At 53.7% G+C, this 18,142-nt stretch carries 16 protein-coding genes; 7 read left to right on the top strand and 9 right to left on the bottom strand.

The annotated features are described in order from the left end of the window. Positions 1 to 43: 43 nt before the first annotated feature. Together ahpF and ahpC are read right to left on the bottom strand one after the other, a co-directional pair. A complete protein-coding gene (gene ahpF / locus C1N59_RS07165) occupies positions 44 to 1,612 on the bottom strand; it encodes an alkyl hydroperoxide reductase subunit F (protein ID WP_054633458.1) in 1,569 nt (522 codons plus the stop codon). A gap of 72 nt (positions 1,613 to 1,684) precedes the next feature. Continuing rightward, entirely contained in the window at positions 1,685 to 2,248 is a 564-nt protein-coding gene (gene ahpC, locus C1N59_RS07160) for an alkyl hydroperoxide reductase subunit C (RefSeq protein ID WP_033740540.1), read from the bottom strand. A 335-nt stretch (positions 2,249 to 2,583) separates the two neighbouring features. Here ahpC and C1N59_RS07155 point away from each other — a divergent pair, with 335 nt between their 5' ends. Next, on the top strand, positions 2,584 to 3,039 hold the full coding sequence (locus C1N59_RS07155) for a GNAT family N-acetyltransferase (RefSeq protein ID WP_054633457.1): 456 nt from the start codon (positions 2,584 to 2,586) through the stop codon (positions 3,037 to 3,039). Here the strand turns inward: C1N59_RS07155 and apbC are convergent. Beyond that, positions 3,036 to 4,148, bottom strand: a complete 1,113-nt coding sequence (apbC, locus tag C1N59_RS07150) for an iron-sulfur cluster carrier protein ApbC (protein ID WP_033740543.1) — start codon at positions 4,146 to 4,148, stop codon at positions 3,036 to 3,038. The two genes, C1N59_RS07155 and apbC, sit on opposite strands and share 4 nt — an antisense overlap. Positions 4,149 to 4,321: 173 nt before the next feature. On the opposite strand from apbC, the gene metG reads away from it, so the two are divergent. The 6 genes from metG (at position 4,322) to sanA (ending at position 11,274) form a co-directional block, all read left to right on the top strand. Continuing rightward, positions 4,322 to 6,355: a methionine--tRNA ligase gene (gene metG, locus C1N59_RS07145; RefSeq protein ID WP_394550473.1), complete on the top strand. Its 2,034-nt coding sequence runs from the start codon at positions 4,322 to 4,324 to the stop codon at positions 6,353 to 6,355. Between the two features lie 115 nt (positions 6,356 to 6,470). Further along, complete coding sequence (locus C1N59_RS07140) at positions 6,471 to 6,863, top strand: CidA/LrgA family protein (RefSeq protein WP_033740547.1); 393 nt, start codon at positions 6,471 to 6,473, stop codon at positions 6,861 to 6,863. Next, complete coding sequence (locus C1N59_RS07135; RefSeq protein ID WP_394550472.1) at positions 6,856 to 7,548, top strand: CidB/LrgB family autolysis modulator; 693 nt, start codon at positions 6,856 to 6,858, stop codon at positions 7,546 to 7,548. Before C1N59_RS07140 ends, C1N59_RS07135 begins: the two co-directional genes overlap by 8 nt. A gap of 118 nt (positions 7,549 to 7,666) precedes the next feature. Next, entirely contained in the window at positions 7,667 to 8,551 is an 885-nt protein-coding gene (gene cdd, locus C1N59_RS07130) for a cytidine deaminase (protein WP_205956592.1), read from the top strand. Positions 8,552 to 8,721: 170 nt separating this feature from the next. Continuing rightward, entirely contained in the window at positions 8,722 to 10,419 is a 1,698-nt protein-coding gene (locus tag C1N59_RS07125) for an NAD-dependent malic enzyme (protein WP_006119924.1), read from the top strand. A gap of 135 nt (positions 10,420 to 10,554) precedes the next feature. After that, positions 10,555 to 11,274, top strand: a complete 720-nt coding sequence (sanA, locus tag C1N59_RS07120) for an outer membrane permeability protein SanA (RefSeq protein WP_006119925.1) — start codon at positions 10,555 to 10,557, stop codon at positions 11,272 to 11,274. A gap of 183 nt (positions 11,275 to 11,457) precedes the next feature. On the opposite strand, the gene C1N59_RS07115 is transcribed toward sanA, so the two are convergent. The 6 genes from C1N59_RS07115 to yeiB all read right to left on the bottom strand — a co-directional run bounded on the left by C1N59_RS07115 (position 11,458) and on the right by yeiB (position 18,102). Further along, positions 11,458 to 11,706: a hypothetical protein gene (locus C1N59_RS07115; RefSeq protein ID WP_394550471.1), complete on the bottom strand. Its 249-nt coding sequence runs from the start codon at positions 11,704 to 11,706 to the stop codon at positions 11,458 to 11,460. 125 nt (positions 11,707 to 11,831) lie between these two features. Beyond that, positions 11,832 to 12,842, bottom strand: a complete 1,011-nt coding sequence (mglC, locus tag C1N59_RS07110) for a galactose/methyl galactoside ABC transporter permease MglC (protein ID WP_006119926.1) — start codon at positions 12,840 to 12,842, stop codon at positions 11,832 to 11,834. Positions 12,843 to 12,861: 19 nt separating this feature from the next. Next, entirely contained in the window at positions 12,862 to 14,382 is a 1,521-nt protein-coding gene (gene mglA, locus C1N59_RS07105; protein WP_006119927.1) for a galactose/methyl galactoside ABC transporter ATP-binding protein MglA, read from the bottom strand. Between the two features lie 70 nt (positions 14,383 to 14,452). Further along, complete coding sequence (mglB, locus tag C1N59_RS07100) at positions 14,453 to 15,448, bottom strand: galactose/glucose ABC transporter substrate-binding protein MglB (RefSeq protein ID WP_033740552.1); 996 nt, start codon at positions 15,446 to 15,448, stop codon at positions 14,453 to 14,455. 312 nt (positions 15,449 to 15,760) lie between these two features. Then, positions 15,761 to 16,801 (bottom strand): HTH-type transcriptional regulator GalS, encoded by a 1,041-nt coding sequence (gene galS, locus C1N59_RS07095; protein ID WP_054633452.1) that lies wholly within the window; start codon positions 16,799 to 16,801, stop codon positions 15,761 to 15,763. A gap of 140 nt (positions 16,802 to 16,941) precedes the next feature. Further along, complete coding sequence (yeiB, locus tag C1N59_RS07090) at positions 16,942 to 18,102, bottom strand: DUF418 domain-containing protein YeiB (protein ID WP_394550470.1); 1,161 nt, start codon at positions 18,100 to 18,102, stop codon at positions 16,942 to 16,944. Positions 18,103 to 18,142 lie beyond the last annotated feature (40 nt).

The following is an 18,142-nucleotide window of genomic DNA, read 5'->3' as shown; positions in this document are numbered from 1 at the left end:
CCCTGTAACACAGGTTACAGGGCTGGCTTTTGCACCGAAAAACTTAGTGTGCAGGTTGGGTGCGAATCAGGTAATCAAAAGCGCTCAGCGAGGCTTTTGCCCCTTCACCGCTGGCAATGATGATTTGCTTGTAAGGCACCGTGGTGCAGTCGCCTGCTGCGAAAACGCCTTTCAGGCTGGTTTCGCATTTTGCATCGATGATGATTTCACCCATCTTGTTGCGCTCAACCGCCCCTTCCAGCCAGGTGGTGTTAGGGAGCAGGCCAATCTGAACAAAAATGCCTGACAGCGCCAGTTCATGGGTTGTCTGGTTGGTGCGATCCAGATATTGCAGGCCGGTAACTTTGCTGCCGTCGCCTTTCACTTCGGTGGTTTGTGCATTCAGGATCACATCCACGTTTTTCAGGCTGCGCAGTTTGTCCTGCAGCACTTTGTCTGCACGCATTTCGCTGGCGAATTCCAGCAATGTGACGTGTTCAACAATACCAGCCAGATCGATAGCCGCTTCCACGCCGGAGTTACCGCCACCGATGACGGCAGTGCGTTTACCTTTGAACAGCGGACCGTCACAGTGCGGGCAATAGGTCACACCTTTAGTACGGTACTGCTCTTCCCCCGGTACGCCCATGTTGCGCCAGCGCGCGCCGGTCGCCAGGATGATGCTACGGGATTTCAGTACGGCACCTGACGCCGTTTCAATGGCGTGCAGGCCGCCTTTCGCCGCAGACGGAATCAGTTTAATCGCGCTCTGACTGTCAATCACATCAACACTGTAATCGTCAACGTGGGCACGCAATGCGCCAGCCAGTTTGGCCCCTTCCGTTTTCTGCACGGAAATATAGTTTTCGATATCAACGGTATCCAGTACCTGTCCGCCGAAACGCTCACCCATCAGGGCGGTGCGGATGCCTTTACGGGCAGAATAGATGGCGGCCGCTGCGCCAGCGGGACCGCTGCCAATAATCAGCACATCATAGGCTTCGCGTTTATTCAGCGCTTCTGCTGCGCGCTTGTCAGCATTGGTGTCGACTTTACTGACGATCTCCGCCAGGCTCATGCGGCCCTGACCAAACTCTTTGCCGTTCAGGAAAACCGCCGGCACGCCCATGACATTCCGTTCCTGAATTTCGTTCTGGAACAGGCCACCGTCAATCGCGGTGTGGCTGATGCGCGGGTTCAGGAGCGCCATCAGGTTCAGAGCCTGTACCACATCCGGACAGTTGTGGCAGGACAGCGAATAATAGGTTTCGAAATGGAAATCCCCATCCAGCGCCGCAATCTGATCAAGCAGATTTTGTGCTTCTTTGGACGGGTGCCCACCGGTCTGTAACAGCGCCAGCACCAGTGAGGTAAATTCATGACCCAGCGGCGAACCCGCAAAACGTGGGCCGTGATCCGCACCAGGGTTAGTGATTAAAAATGAGGGTTTACGCACCTGACGATCGTTCTCTTCACGAAAGCTGACCTTGTCAGACAGGCTCGCGATATCGACCAACAGATTGCGAATCTCGGTTGATTTTGCGCCATCATCCAGCGTTGCAATCAACTCCACAGGCTTGGTGAGTTTCTCAAGATAAGCTTTGAGCTGCGTTTTTAAATTGGTATCAAGCATAGTGAGTTCCTGGTCAAAAAATCGGGTGCCGAAGCACCCGATGAGAAAATGATCGACGTTGCGATGCGAAAATTAGATTTTGCCAACCAGGTCCAGCGAAGGCGCCAGAGTCGCATCACCTTCTTTCCATTTGGCCGGGCACACTTCACCAGGGTGAGAAGCCACGTACTGCGCCGCTTTCACTTTGCGCAGCAGGTCAGACGCATCACGGCCAATACCTTCAGCGGTGATTTCTACAGCCTGGATAACACCCTGTGGGTCAACGATGAATGTACCACGGTCAGCCAGACCTTCGTCTTCGCGCATGATGTCGAAGTTGCGGGTCAGCGCGCCAGTTGGGTCACCGATCATCGCATATTTGATTTTTGCGATGGTGTCAGAAGATCCGTGCCAGGCTTTGTGGGTAAAGTGGGTATCAGTAGACACTGAGTAGATGTCCACGCCCAGTTTCTGGAACTCTTCATAGTGATCCGCGACGTCGCCCAGTTCGGTTGGGCAAACAAAGGTGAAGTCAGCCGGATAAAAGAAGAAAACACTCCATTTACCTTCAACGTCTTTCTCGGTTACTTCGATAAACTGGCCGTCTTTAAATGCACTGTTTTTGAACGGCTTAATTTTGGTGTTGATAATGGACATGTGATGGCCTCCTTTAAAATATGTGATGCAGCTTACAAATTTTCCGGGCCAACATCTAATAAGCCCTCGTTATCAATAAAATAAACGAAAGCTATCAAACGCCGATCGCGTTGATCGTTAAGGGAAAAAACCGCTTTTCTTACCTTCATTTACCCGCAAAAAGATATATTGCGTGCTTCCAGGCAATAACCCCTGTGCGTTAACTGAAGGCCGTTTGCTGTTTTCCCATAAGGCACCGTCGGGCAGTGTACAAGGAAAGTGATGACATTTGTTCTGCTTTTACTTTTTTGAGAATCCCTGCCAGGGTTGTTAAAAGATGTTTAACGGAGCTTGATGTGCATATTCGATTATTTGCAGAGGCCGACCGTCCTTTCCTGCGGACGTTGTTTCTGGCGGCCCGTCGGCATAACTGGGACTGGATCGCCAACGATGACTGGCAGCTGGAAGACTTCGATCAGGTGATACTCGGCGAAACCGTTTTAGTGGCTGAGCTGGACGGGCATCGGGCAGGATTCGCGGGTCTGATGGAAAACGATAATTTCTTACACAGCCTGTATGTGGATCCTGATTATCAGGGGCGCGGCGTGGGCAGTGCACTGCTTGAGGCCGTCCAGTCACGCTTTACATCAACCGGCGCGCTGAAGTGTCTGCAAATGAACAAGGCCGCCCAGACGTTTTACCTGCAACATGGCTGGAAAGTGATTTCCCAGGGTGAAAGCGAGCAAGGCGGCTATCTGTTAATGCATTATCCCCAGGCGTCGCACTATGAGAGCGACGCGCAGAAGGGTTAAAGCGCGCGGAAGGCGATATCGCCGGGAATCACCTCGCCCTGCCAGTAAAGCTGGGCGGCCACACGTCCGGCGAGCTGACGGTACAGCATCGCAAATTCACTGTCCGGCCGACGAATCACCGTTGGCTCGCCATCATCCAGATCTTCACGCAAATGAATATGCAGGGGAAGCTGTGCCAGCAGCCGCGTGCCATAGTCGTCCACCAGCCGTTGCGCTCCGCCGGTACCAAAAATAGGCTCATGGTGACCGCACTGGCTGCAGACGTGGATACTCATGTTCTCCACCACGCCCAGCACCGGGACGTTAACCTTTTCGAACATGACCATGCCTTTGCGTGCATCGATGAGCGCGATGTCCTGTGGCGTAGTGACCACCAGCGCACCGGTGACGGGCACACTCTGCGCCAGCGTTAACTGGATATCTCCGGTTCCTGGCGGCATATCCAGCACCAGATAATCCAGGTCGGGCCACTGGGTTTCGGTAAGTAACTGCATCAGCGCTTTGCTGGCCATAGGGCCGCGCCACACCATCGCGTTATCGTCGGTCACCAGATAGCCGATGGAATTGGTTGCCAGACCATGGGACATGATCGGCGCCATATGGGTGCCGTCAGGCGAGGTCGGGCGCTCTTTTTCACAGCCCAGCATGTTGGGCACGGACGGGCCATAAATATCGGCATCCAGAATGCCCACACGTGCGCCTTCAGCCAGTAACGCCAGCGCCATATTAACTGCGGTACTCGATTTGCCCACGCCGCCTTTACCGGAGCTGACCGCGATAATGTTCTTCACGCCGTTAACACCAGGGTGATTTTTCACGCGTTTCAACGTAGCAATCTCGTGACTTAACCGCCAGTCGATGGCCTGCGCGCCGCTCAGACGCAGTAGCTCAGCGCTGGTGTCTGCTTTTAAGGTCTCAAACGCGCTGTGCCAGGCAAAAGGCATCCGCAGTTCAATATGCAACGTCCCATCCAGCAGCGCCACATGATGCAGCGCCTTCAGGGTAATAAGGTTACGTTGCAGCGTCGGATGCTCAAAGCTGTTCAGAACGCCGGCCACAACGGCGCGTAAGGCTTCTGGTGTATGTGGTTCCCGGGATTGCGCTGTCATCCCCACTCCTTTTCTGCTGTGCTTATGCTGTTTTTCAACGATGTAGTAACAATACTATCAGATGCCGATCGTTTCACGGGCCGCGCGGCGGGAAATCCCTTATGTTTACGCGGCTGTGCCCATCGGTTACCATCTAAGCCCGTTTTTTTACTTAACTGAAAGCTACGCAAACTATGACTCAAGTCGCAAAAAAAATTCTGGTAACCTGCGCCCTGCCTTACGCTAACGGCTCAATTCATCTCGGCCACATGCTCGAGCATATCCAGGCGGACATTTGGGTGCGTTATCAGCGAATGCGTGGCAATCAGGTTTACTTCATCTGCGCCGATGACGCCCACGGCACGCCGATCATGCTGAAGGCTCAGCAGTTGGGCATTGCGCCGGAACAGATGATTGCTGAAATGAAACACGAGCACGAAACAGATTTTGCCGGTTTTAACATCAGCTATGATAACTATCACTCAACGCATGGCGACGAGAACCGTGAGCTGGCCGGGCTCATCTATGGTCGCCTGAAAGAGAACGGTTTCATTAAGAACCGCACGATTTCTCAGCTGTACGATCCGGAAAAAGGTATGTTCCTGCCTGACCGTTTCGTGAAAGGCACCTGCCCGAAATGTAAAGCGCCTGACCAGTACGGCGACAATTGCGAGGTGTGCAGCGCGACCTACAGCCCGACCGAACTGATCGATCCGAAATCAGTGGTGTCCGGTGCACCCCCTGTGCTGCGTGATTCCGAGCACTTCTTCTTTGACCTGCCGTCGTTCAGCGAAATGCTGCGCGCCTGGACGCGTTCTGGCGCACTGCAGGAGCAGGTCGCAAATAAAATGCAGGAGTGGTTCGAATCCGGTCTGCAACAGTGGGATATCTCCCGTGATGCGCCGTACTTTGGCTTCGAAATTCCTGGCGCGCCGGGCAAGTACTTCTACGTCTGGCTGGATGCGCCGATCGGCTATATGGGCGCGTTTAAAAACCTGTGTGACAAACGCGGCGACATCAGTTTTGACGAATTCTGGCAGCAGGATTCCACCACAGAGCTGTACCACTTCATTGGTAAAGACATCGTCTACTTCCACAGCCTGTTCTGGCCTGCCATGCTGGAAGGCAGCGGCTTCCGCAAACCCAACAACCTGTTTGTGCATGGCTATGTGACCGTAAATGGCGCAAAAATGTCGAAGTCGCGCGGAACCTTTATCAAAGCCAGTACCTGGTTACAGCATCTGGATGCCGACAGCCTGCGCTATTACTATGCGGCCAAGCTTTCTTCGCGTATTGATGACATCGACCTGAATCTGGAAGATTTTGTTCAGCGCGTCAACGCCGACATTGTGAACAAAGTGGTCAACCTGGCGTCACGTAATGCCGGTTTTATCACCAAACGCTTTGACGGCAAGCTGTCCGCAGAACTGGCCGACCCGGCGCTTTATCAAACCTTCCTGGACGCATCCGAAAAAATTGGCGAAGCCTGGGCAAGCCGTGAATTTGGCCGGGCGATTCGTGAAATTATGGCGCTGGCCGATCTGGCCAACCGTTATGTTGACGAGCAGGCACCGTGGGTGGTGGCGAAGCAGGAAGGCCGTGATGCCGATCTGCAGGCTATTTGCTCCATGGGCATTAACCTGTTCCGTGTGCTGATGACTTGGCTGAAGCCTGTGCTGCCGTCGTTGAGCGAGCGAGCCGAAGCTTTCCTGAACAGCGAACTCAGCTGGGACGCCATTCAGCAGCCGCTGCTCGACCATCAGGTTGCGCCGTTTAAAGCCCTGTATGGTCGCATTGAGATGGCGAAAGTCGAGGGCCTGATTGAAGCGTCGAAAGCCGACGCGGCTGAAGCCAGTAAACCGACGGTCAGCGGCCCACTGGCGGATGCGCCGATTGGCGATACCATCACGATTGATGACTTTGCCAAAGTTGATATGCGCGTGGCACTGATTGAGAAAGCGGAACTGGTGGACGGCTCAGACAAACTGCTGCGTCTGGAGTTGGATCTGGGCGGCGAGAAGCGCCAGATTTTCTCTGGTATCCGTGCAGCCTATCCTGACCCGGCCGTACTTGTCGGCAAAATGACCATTATCGTGGCGAACCTGGCACCACGTAAAATGCGCTTTGGCATCTCGGAAGGCATGGTGCTGTCTGCGGGGCCGGGCGGCAAAGACCTGTTCGTGTTGTCTGTCGACAGTGGCGCAGTGCCGGGTATGCCCGTTAAATAAGGCGTTCGCCCTTCCTGCATCTGATGGCAGGGAGGGCCGTTCTGCCTTACGCTGACAGCTGGCACGCCAGACCGTCAGTGCGTAGGATTACGCTCGTTGGAAACAGGAGCCTGTCATGCATACCGTGCTAGCGATAAGTTGGCGTTATCTGCGCGCTTTTACCCTTCTCTATCTCTGTTTATATGCCGGAAACGGCGTAGCAAGGTTGCTGCCCATCACGCTGCCCGGCAGCATTATTGGCATGCTGATTTTGTTTACCCTGCTCGCGTCTCAAATCGTGCCGGTCCACTGGGTTAAGCCCGGTTGTCATCTTATCATTCGCTATATGGCGCTGCTGTTCGTTCCCATCAGTGTGGGCGTCATGAATTACACCGATCTGCTGACCGCGCAGTTTGGCCCTATCGTGGTCTCGTGTCTTGTCAGTACCTTCGCTGTCCTGAGCATCGTGGGGTTAAGCGCCCACAAGCTGCATTCGCGCGCGCCGACGAAAGAGGTGAAGGATGAGTGATATCTGGTGGTCATTGCCCCTGACGCTGGGCGCATTTTTCCTGGCGCGCAGACTGGCTGCCGCGCTGAAGATTGCCCTGCTGAACCCCTTGCTGGTTTCGATGGCGATCATCATTCCCATCCTGCTGTTACTGCAACTGCCCTATACACGTTACTTTGCCGGAAGCCAGGTGCTTAATGCCCTGCTACAGCCCGCCGTGGTCGCACTGGCGCTGCCGCTGTATGAGCAGATGCATCAGATTCGCGCCCGCTGGAAATCCATTATCGGCGTATGCCTGATCGGCAGCCTGACGGCAATGACCTCCGGCACGGCGATCGCCCTGTGGATGGGGGCAACGCCGGAAATCGCCGCCACGATTTTACCTAAATCCGTCACCACACCGATCGCGATGGCGGTGTCCGGCTCTCTGCACGGCATTCCCGCTATCAGTGCGATTTGTGTGCTGATAGCCGGTGTGCTCGGTGCGGTATTTGGCCATATGGTGCTGAATCTGTTGGGCGTGAAAAGTAAAGCGGCACGCGGTCTGGCGATTGGTAATGCGTCCCATGCGCTGGGAACCGCCCGGGCGGCTGAACTGGACTTCCAGGAAGGGGCATTTAGTTCGCTGGCACTGGTGATCTGCGGCATCGTAACGTCGTTACTGGCCCCCTTTGTTTTTCCGCTGCTACTGCACTGGTTGGGCTAAAACTTTGGGAGAGATCTCGCAAAGTTGAAAACTCTAAGACACGTTGCATTGTAAGAGCGACAGAGATCACATATAAACCGATGTCTGGCACATTGCCTGAAGATTGAATGAGGCTTCCATGCATCCACGTTTCCACTCTGCCTTTGAATTACTGCCGGCTCCCCTGCAAACCGCGCTTCGTCCGGTGCTGAGTGAGCCGGGATTTGACGCGATGCTGCGGGCCGATCAGGTCACCCTCCTGCAACAGCAAACCCAACTGGATGCGGACGCCCTCGCCCTGGCGCTGCTTCCGGTCGCGGCGGCCTGCGCGGTCGCCTCGCTGTCCCATTTTAACGTCGGTGCCATTGCACGCGGGATAAGCGGTAACTGGTATTTCGGTGCCAATATGGAGTTTGCCGGTGCCACCATGCAGCAAACCGTGCATGCAGAACAAAGCGCTGTTACGCACGCCTGGCTGCGCGGCGAAGCGCGCCTGGAGACCATCACCGTCAACTACACGCCGTGCGGGCATTGCCGCCAGTTCATGAATGAGCTTAACAGCGGCACGGCGATTCGTATCAGCCTGCCCCAGCGCCCGGTGCAGACGTTAGCGCACTATCTGCCTGACGCTTTCGGTCCTGGCGACCTGCACATCACCGAACGGCTGATGGATAAGGTGGATCATGGCTTTGTTGTCACGGGAGATGCGCTGTCGCAGGCGGCCATTGACGCGGCCAACCAGAGTCATGCCCCTTACAGCCGCGCGTTCAGTGGCGTTGCAGTGCAAACCGCCTCAGGCCGTATTTTTAGCGGTCGCTATGCGGAAAATGCGGCCTTCAATCCCAGCCTGCCTCCGCTTCAGGCCGCACTGATTTTGCTGAATATGGCCGGCGAATCCTGCGAGGCGATTCAGGCAGCAGCGCTGGCCCAGCCCCGACAGCCTGCGTTAGATCAGTATTCAGCGACGCAGGCAACACTGCGCGCGCTGGGCTGCGACAACCTTAACGTTATCGAGCTGGCGTAAAGCGTAATGCGGGGCACGGTTTTAAACAGTTTCTAAATCTTTTATTTACAAAAGCTGTACATCCGCGAGAAATTTCATAGGATCTGACGCCAGGCCTTCTTTATCAAAATAAACTGGCGTCCTCTACCCTCTTATTGCGCCAGGAACACTCGCAACCGGAGCATTACTGCATGGAACTCGAATACGAAAGTAAACGCCCGCTCTATATTCCCTACGCTGGCCCTATTCTGCTGGAATTTCCCCTGCTGAATAAGGGCAGCGCCTTCAGCATCGAAGAGCGTAACGAATTCAATCTCAACGGCTTACTGCCCGAAGCGGTCGAAACCATTGAAGAGCAGGCGAAACGCGCATGGCGTCAGTTTCAGGACTTCAAAAATAATAACGACAAGCACGTCTACCTGCGCAATATTCAGGACACTAACGAAACCCTGTTCTACCGTCTGCTGGACAATCATCTTGAAGAGATGATGCCAATTATTTATACGCCAACCGTCGGCGCAGCCTGCGAACACTTCTCTGAAATTTATCGCCGCGCCCGCGGTGTGTTCATCTCATATCCCAACCGTGAACACATCGAAGACATGCTGCAAAACGCCACCAAACAGAACGTTAAAGTCATCGTGGTGACCGACGGTGAGCGTATTCTGGGCCTGGGTGACCAGGGCATCGGCGGCATGGGTATTCCGATTGGTAAACTGTCGCTGTATACCGCGTGCGGCGGCATCAGTCCGGCTTACACCTTACCGGTGGTGCTGGATGTCGGTACCAATAACCAGCAACTGCTGAACGATCCGCTTTATATGGGCTGGCGTCACCCACGTATCACCGGTGAGGAGTACGATGAATTCGTTAATGAATTTATCCAGGCCGTGAAACGCCGCTGGCCGAAAGTGCTGCTGCAGTTTGAAGACTTTGCGCAGAAAAACGCAATGCCGCTGCTGGAGCGCTATCGCGATGAAGTGTGCTGCTTCAACGATGATATTCAGGGCACCGCTGCTGTCACCGTGGGCACTCTGATTGCCGCCAGTCGTGCTGCCGGAAGCCGTTTGTGCGAACAAAAAGTGGTGTTCCTGGGGGCAGGTTCAGCCGGCTGCGGTATCGCAGAGCAAATCATTGCACAGATGAAGTCGGAAGGTCTGAGCGATGAAGAGGCGCGTAGCCGCGTAATGATGGTCGACCGCTTTGGCCTGCTCACTGATAAGTTGCCTAACCTGCTCGATTTCCAGAGCAAGCTGGTGCAGAAAAGCGACAACCTCAAAGACTGGGATACGGCCAGTGATGCGATTTCGCTGCTGGACGTAGTGCGCAACGCCAAACCCGATATTCTGATTGGGGTTTCAGGCCAGCCCGGACTGTTCACCGAAGAGATCATCCGCGAGATGCACAAGCACTGCAAACGTCCTATTGTGATGCCGCTCTCTAACCCCACCTCGCGCGTTGAAGCCACGCCAGCGGATATTATCGCCTGGACCGATGGTGCTGCACTGGTCGCGACCGGGAGCCCGTTCTCACCGGTTTCATGGAACGGTAAAACCTATCCGATCGCGCAGTGTAACAACTCCTATATCTTCCCGGGCATCGGTTTAGGGGTGATTGCCTCGGGTGCATCACGCGTAACCGATACCATGCTGATGACAGCCAGCCGCGCACTGGCAGACTGCTCGCCGCTGGTCAACGATGGTGAAGGGCCGGTACTGCCTGAAATCAAAGATATTCAGGGCGTGTCGAAAGTGATCGCAATGGAAGTGGGCAAAGCCGCGCAACTGGCGGGCGTTGCCGTGGTGACCTCGGAAGACGTGCTGTCACAGTCTATTTCGAATAACTTCTGGCTGCCGCAATACCGTCATTACCGCCGTACCTCGATCTAAAAAGGTCTGCGCTGGATCATCCTCCGATCCAGCGCTGCTTAAAATAGCACCAGCCAGACGGGGTAAACTTGCTTCGCGAGGGTTGCTCAAGTAGCCTTGTCCCACCAAAACCTCTCATCTCGAGTGCTCAGGCGCATGTTGAAACGCGTTTTCATTGCTCTGCTTTTCATCATCTTAACGATGGTGGCGACGGCGCTTGGCCTGGATCGCTGGATAAGCTGGAAAACCGCCCCCTATATTTACGACAATCTGGCCTCACTGCCCCATCGTCAGGTCGGTGTTGTGCTGGGCACGGCAAAATATTACCGCACCGGGGTGATTAATCAGTACTACCTGTACCGGATGCAGGGCGCGCTTAACGCCTATAACAGCGGCAAGATTAACTATTTACTGCTGAGCGGAGACAATGCGCAGCAGAGCTATAACGAACCCATGACCATGCGGCGCGATTTAATCAAAGGTGGCGTTGATCCGGCGGATATCGTACTGGATTACGCGGGCTTTCGGACGCTGGACTCCATTGTCCGCACGCGCAAGGTATTCGATACCAACGATTTTATTATCATCACCCAACGCTTCCACTGTGAGCGGGCGCTGTTTATCGCCCTGCACCTTGGCATTCAGGCTCAGTGCTACGCTGTGCCCTCGCCGAAAAATATGCTGACAGTGCGCATGCGTGAGGTCGGTGCACGTCTTGGCGCGCTGGTAGATTTGTACCTCCTCAAGCGTGAACCGCGCTTTCTCGGGCCTCTGGTGCCCATTCCCGCCGTACATGATGTGCCGGAGGATGCGCAAAGCTATCCTGCTGTCACCCCTGAGCAACTGCTGGAACTGGAACAAAAGCGCCATCAGTAAGCCGCCTTTGTCTGGCTGCCAGCCAGCCCGCTCACCCTGGCGTGAAGATAGACTGTGAGAACGGATGATAACGCCGGCGCGGCAGGCTATGCCTTTCTGACAGGAGTGCATCGCCGATACGTAGCATCCTTGCTATGGCGAAACAAGGCTTAGCGCGGGACTTTGCGATGGCGACAGGGCTTATCACGCATCGTTACCAAGGATGACGGTCAGTCCAGCGCGGCGGATTTGCTGCTTCTTTACCTTACTGACCTGCTGACCTGCTGATCTGCTGATCTGCTGATCTGCTGATCTGCTGATCTGCTGATCTGCTGATCTGCTGATCTGCTGATCTGCTGATCTGCTGATCTGCTGATCTGCTGACTCAGGATTTTGCGTCCACAGGACAGCTTTCCGTTCCTGATTAAAGTCAATTCGAACGCGCACTCTCATAGCGGGCATCCTGCTGGCTCGCCGTGAATCCGCGTTCTTTCCTGCTTCCGGGCGCAGGCTGGCGGCTTCCGTGCCATAAAAAAAGCGGCCCGCAGGCCGCTTAGCTTACATGATGACTTCTGCCGTTATTTTTTACGTGCGTACTTCAGCGAGTCGAGCGCCACAGCAAAAATAATGATGCCGCCCTTGATGATATACTGCCAGTAAGGGTTAATGCCGATATAGGTCAAGCCGTAGTTGATGACGGTGAAGATCAACACACCGGTCACGACACCGGCCACCGTCCCCACACCACCGGCAAAAGACACACCACCGACGACGCAGGCCGCGATAGCATCCAGCTCGTACATAAAGCCAAGGTTGTTCGTTGCCGAGCCGATACGGCCCGCTTCCAGCATGCCGCCGAAAGCATAGAACACGCCTGAAAGCGCATAAATCAGAATCAGGTTCAGGTTAACGTTTACGCCGGAGACTTTTGCCGCTTCCGGGTTACCGCCGATGGCAAAAATGTTTTTACCGAAACGCGTTTTGTTCCACAGAATCCAGACGAACACGATCGCAATCACCGCATAGAAGGTGATGTAGGACAGCTTAAAATCCCCGAAACGCAGGAAGCCTTGCGTAAAGGTTGAGAAGCCGTCATAGAAGCCTGCAATCGGTGATGCGCCTACGAAGTCGTAATACAGCGAGTTGATACCGTAAACGATAATCATGGTACCCAACGTAGTGATAAACGGCGTCACTTTCAGGTAAGCAATAATCACGCCGTTCACCAGGCCAATAACGGCACCAATCGCACAAACAATCAGGATCACCACAGGAATCGGTACGGTTTCCAGATGGGGAAACACTTTGTTTGGGTTATCCATAGCCTGCAGCAGCGAAGCGGCCACGATAGCGGCGAGGCCAACCTGACGACCGGCTGACAGGTCTGTCCCCTGGGTCACAATCAGTCCCGCAACGCCCAGCGCGATGATAATACGCACCGAGGATTGGGTCAGAATGTTACTCAGATTCATTAAACTTAAGAACGTCGGATCCTGGAAAATAATAATCGCCAGCAGTACCAGTAGCACGACATAAATGCCACCCTCTTTCAGCCAGGTTAGCGCATTCTTTTTTGTAGTCGCTTTCATGTTAACAGCCCTTACTTCATTAAAGGTGTAATGACGCTAAACGCAATATTTCGTTCTGCGTAGTCGTTTTTGTATCAACAATGCCAGCGACCAGACCGTTACTCATGACCAGAATACGATCGGTGATGCCTAACAGCTCTGGCATTTCGGAAGAGATAATAATGATGCCCTTTTCTTTTTTTGCCAGCTCAGCCATCAGCTGGTAAATCTCGAATTTGGCCCCCACATCAATACCGCGAGTGGGTTCATCGAGCATCAATATTTCGGGCTGCGTCAGCAACCAGCGTCCAATAATCACCTTCTGTTGGTTACCACCTGAAAGCGAACCAATTTGGGTATGGTGGCCTGGCGTTTTTACCCGCATGGAGTCGATAACCCATTGGGTATCACTCTTCATACGCTTATTATCCAGCAGACCAATGTTGTTCTTATATTTTTTGATATTGGAGATGAGAGAATTAAAACCAATATCCAGAAACGCATAAATACCGGTAGAGCGACGTTCTTCCGTCACAAGAGCAAAGCCATGATTGATGGCTTCGTTCGCCGTGTGATTATTAATCGTTTTACCGTGCAGTTTAATTGTGCCGCCCGATTTTTCGCGAATGCCAAACAGCGTTTCGACGATATCCGTACGTTTTGCACCGACCAACCCGGCAATACCGAGTATCTCCCCTTTACGCAAATCAAACGAAATATCACGAATAGAAGGCTGACGCAGAGAGGTTAAATTGCGCACCTCAAGAATGGTCTCGCCCGGCACATTTACGCGATCCGGGAAGCGCTGGCTTAATGAACGCCCCACCATCATGGCGATAATCTTATCCATGTCCAGCCCTTCGAGCGGCTGGGTTGCAATCCACTGACCGTCACGCAGAACCGTAATTTCATCACACAACTGGAAGATCTCTTCCATTTTATGTGAAATATAAACAATGCCGCAGCCGCGATCTTTCAGCTTACGGATAATCGTGAACAGATGATTAACTTCTTTTTCCGTCAACGAGGATGTCGGTTCATCCATGATCACGATTTTGGCGTCATAAGAAAACGCTTTGGCAATCTCAATCATCTGCATTTGCGAGACGGAGAGATGCGCGACTTTGTCACGGGGATCGATGTTAATATCCAGCTCGTCAAAAATCGCTTTGGTATCACGGTACATTTTTTCCTGATCGACAAAGAAGCCTTTGCGTGGATAACGCCCAAGCCACATGTTGTCCATCACGGTACGCTGTAATACCAGGTTTAATTCCTGGTGAACCATTGACACGCCATTTTCCAGCGCCTCTTTGGAGCTTTTAAAATCTATTTCCTGCCCTTGAAAAAGAATACTTCCGGTATCTTTTTTGTAGATACCAAATAAACATTTTAACAACGTTGATTTACCAGCGCCGTTCTCACCCATCAGTGCATGAACGGAGTGAGGCCGCACTTTTAAATTTACGTTGTCGAGAGCTTTAACGCCGGGAAATGATTTACTGACGTTGGTCATTTCCAGCAGATATTCGCGCTGCGCGGTCGTATTATCACTGGCCATAATTTACCTGGCTAAAAAACGGTGATGACATAAAAAAGGCGCAGCAGCCGCCGCGCCCGTTTGCACATAATTATTTCTGGAACTGAGACAGGTTTTCCTGATCAACCGGTACGTAGGGTACGCGTACGATCTTATCGACCATCTTGAAGTTGGTGCCTTCGGTGGCCGGTTTACCATCGGCAAGGTTCTTCGCCATATCGATGGTGGCTTTCGCCTGGTTTTCCGCATCGTTCAGCACCGTACCGGCCATCGCGCCAGATTTAACCAGCGCCAGCGCCTCAGGTAAGGCATCCACACCAAATACCGGGATAGAAGACATGTTGTGTGCCTTCAGCGCTTCAACAGCCCCCATCGCCATCGCATCGTTGTTCGCGATTACCACTTCGATTTTCTTGGCGTTAGGGCCTGACAGCCAGGCGTCCATTTTGTCTTTAGCCTGTGCGGTATCCCACATCGCCGTATCCATCGCTAACTGCTGGGTTTTCACGCCATCTTTGTTCAGCGTATCGATAACATATTTAGTACGCGCTTCGGCATCAGGATGGCCTGGTTCGCCTTTCAGCAGCACATACTGGATCACACCGTCTTTGTTCAGATCCCAGGCCGGGGTCGCTTTCCAGTGTTTCTCAATCAGTTTGCCCTGAATCACGCCAGACTCTTTCGAATCGGTACCGACATAGTAGGCTTTATCGTAGCTGGCCAGCACTTTGGCGTTAGGTTCTTTGTTGAAGAACACAACCGGGATATCGTTCGCACGGGCTTTCTGTACCACGACGGCCGCTGCAGCCGGGTCGACCAGGTTGATGGCTAACGCTTTCACGCCTTTTGCCATCAGCACGTCAATTTGATCGTTTTGTTTTGACTGATCGTTCTGCGAGTCATTCATCAGCAGTTGGATGCCGCCCAGCGTTTTGGCTTCTTTCTCGATGTCTTTACGTACCATCGACATAAAGTTGTCGTCGTACTTATAAATAGTCACGCCGATACGGGTATCAGCGGCGTGGGCTACTGCACCAAACATCATGCTGGCAACCAGTGCTGTGAGCGTGAAAACCTTCTTATTCATGGTATCTCCGGTTTTTCTGTAGGGTCTTTTTATGTTCTGCTGCGTCAAGCCGCGGAAGAACATCGGGTAAGAATTATCCGGCGAGGCAAGATGCGCTCTAAATCAGACTGAGCCACTGCTGTGCCGTGCCAAACTCGACTTCCATGTAGGTCAATGCGTCCGTAAAGCGTGTGTTATAAGCCTGAACCAACGATGCTGTCGGTGCACTCAACGGGAGAGTGGCGTTACATAATGTTTCAGTACTGTAAGACGTTGCCATCATAGTGATAGCAATGTTAATTAACTGTGAATACAATCACAGATTGAAAACGGTTACATCGTGGAATCGCCTGAATTAGTGACGGACTCCACACTTTGCTTTTGCGCGACGGAATGGCGGCGAACGAGGGTGGGCATAAAGATATGTTTCGCCGTAGTGTCAAGACAGCCTGCCGCGCCCTGCAGGGCCAGTTCAGTGGCAAGTTTTGCCATAGAAACAATAGGATAACGGACTGTGGTAAGTTGAGGATCGGTGTACCGCGAAACCGGAATATCATCGAAGCCGACGACAGAAAAATGGTGCGGTACCTGAATGCCATTGTCTTTCAGAGCGGTAAGGGCACCGGCCGCCATACCATCGTTATAGGCGAAAATGGCGCTGAGATTCAGATTGCGTCCCAGCAGTTCCACCATTGCGGCTTCGCCCCCTTGCATATCCGGCTCTGCGCTGGCTATCCAGCTTTCCTGTGGACGGATTCCCTGCTCTGCCAGCGCCTGTAACCAGCCTTCACGCCGTTGATCCACATCTTCAATGGGATGACTTGAACAGAGATAGCCGATGCGGGAATGCCCCTGTTGCAGCAGCATGCGTGAGGCCATTAAGGCCCCGGTCACATTATCCAGACTGACGCAACGGGCCTCATAACCCGGTATGCTGCGGTTGATAACCACCATACCTGGCACCTGACTCATAAAGCCCGCCAGCTCTGCGTCTGAAAGCGTTTTCGCATGGACCACCAGCGCATTGCACCGTTGCCGTATCAACACTTCGATAGCGTGACGCTCTTTTTCTTCCTGATGCCAGGAGTTGCTGATCAGTACATGTTTCTGGACGCGCTGTGCCACGGTATCCACCGCTTTAACCAGCGCGCCAAAAAAGGGATCGGAGACATCCATGACGACGACGCCGATCGTATCGCTCACCTGGGTTGCCAGCGCCTGAGCATTGGCATTTGGGCGATAGCCCAGAGCGTCAACCGCCTGTAACACGACGTCACGTGTTTCAGCGGTGACCGCGCTGCTGTTATTTAGTACGCGCGAGACAGTCGCTACGGACACGCCCGCCTGACGCGCAACATCTCGAATGGTTATCATGCAGCACTTCCAGAGAAAAGGCATTACGCCGGTTATGGCACCGGCGTTATTCTGTCAGGGAAGTGCACGGGACAGCGTGAATTGCGTCACACCAATGAAAACGGTTACATACAATTCTGCAACCTTTGTGATGACCGTCATTATCTTTCTGAGGATGACGTGGGGTACGGCGTGGCAAGAAAGCGTGTCAGACGACGCCAGATCCATTCCACCGGCCCCTGCGGGAAATAGCGTAGCCACAGCACGGAAAACAGCAGGTTAATACACCATATGCCTGGCACCATCATGACCAGTTGCCAGCGCGTAAAGTGCATAAAAAGCCCGAAGCGGTAGAACAGCGTAGTGCCGATCAGGGACTGCAGCAGATAGTTACTGAGCGCCATGCGGCCCACACACTGAATAGCATAACTCATCCGCCAGCGCTGAATGGCTGGCCAAAATCCAAAGCACAGTGCGGCATAGCCGATACTGATTAACGGGCTGGCAAGATCACGCGGCAGTTGTAAATAGAACGCACTCCAGCGTGCATCCCAGTCCACAAACCATTGCGCAGCTACGCCTGCCGTCGCTATCCCCAGCCCAATCGGCAGTAACATCCGCGCAACGCGCCGGTAATGGGACACGGGAAACGTTCCTTTCAGCCAGCCGCTACGTAACAAGGCAGCGCCCAGCAGCATCAGTCCGGCCAGTTGCCAGCCATACTGCGCCACCAGCGCCATTAAACCGGAGGAGAGGTTATCCAGGCGGATGCGTACCGCCGCCAGCCCGCCGTTGACCTTCCAGAACTGTTCATACTGAATGTCTGCGGCGCCGGGCAACCACGAGCGTGACGGCTCGGCGCTGCTAATCAGGGCAAAGATCAGCAACAGCGCACAGCCCACCAGATAAAGTAAAATCCCGGTATTGATTAGCCCACGCGTGGACGGCGCATCGCGCAGCATCCGCCAGACGATCAGGCCGATAATGCCGTAATCCAGCAGGATATCGCCTTCCCAGATAAAAATGCTGTGAAGAAACCCCAGCAGCACCAGTAATGACAGACGGGCGGACAGCCAGCGACTTCCGCGCGGCAGCTGCAGTTGCAACCCCGCGCCAAACAGCAGCGCAAAGAGCGTCAGAAATTTAAGCTGCGCGAAGATATCGGACAGCGCCCATGTCCACGCATCAGACAAGGTGACGCTGCCCTGCCAGGCAGGATTGAGATAGGCCGCAGAAGGTAAGCCAAAACCAATAATATTCAGCAACAGGATGCCGAGAATGGCACAGCCGCGAATAAAATCCAGCGCAAGGTAGCGTTGCATAGCGGCTCCTGACGGACCCGGCAGGCGCATCTGCGCCCAC

Source organism: Pantoea sp. SGAir0183 (assembly GCF_043545505.1).
The sequence above is the reverse complement of the archived record's forward strand: the minus strand, read 5'-3'. Positions and strand labels throughout refer to the sequence as shown.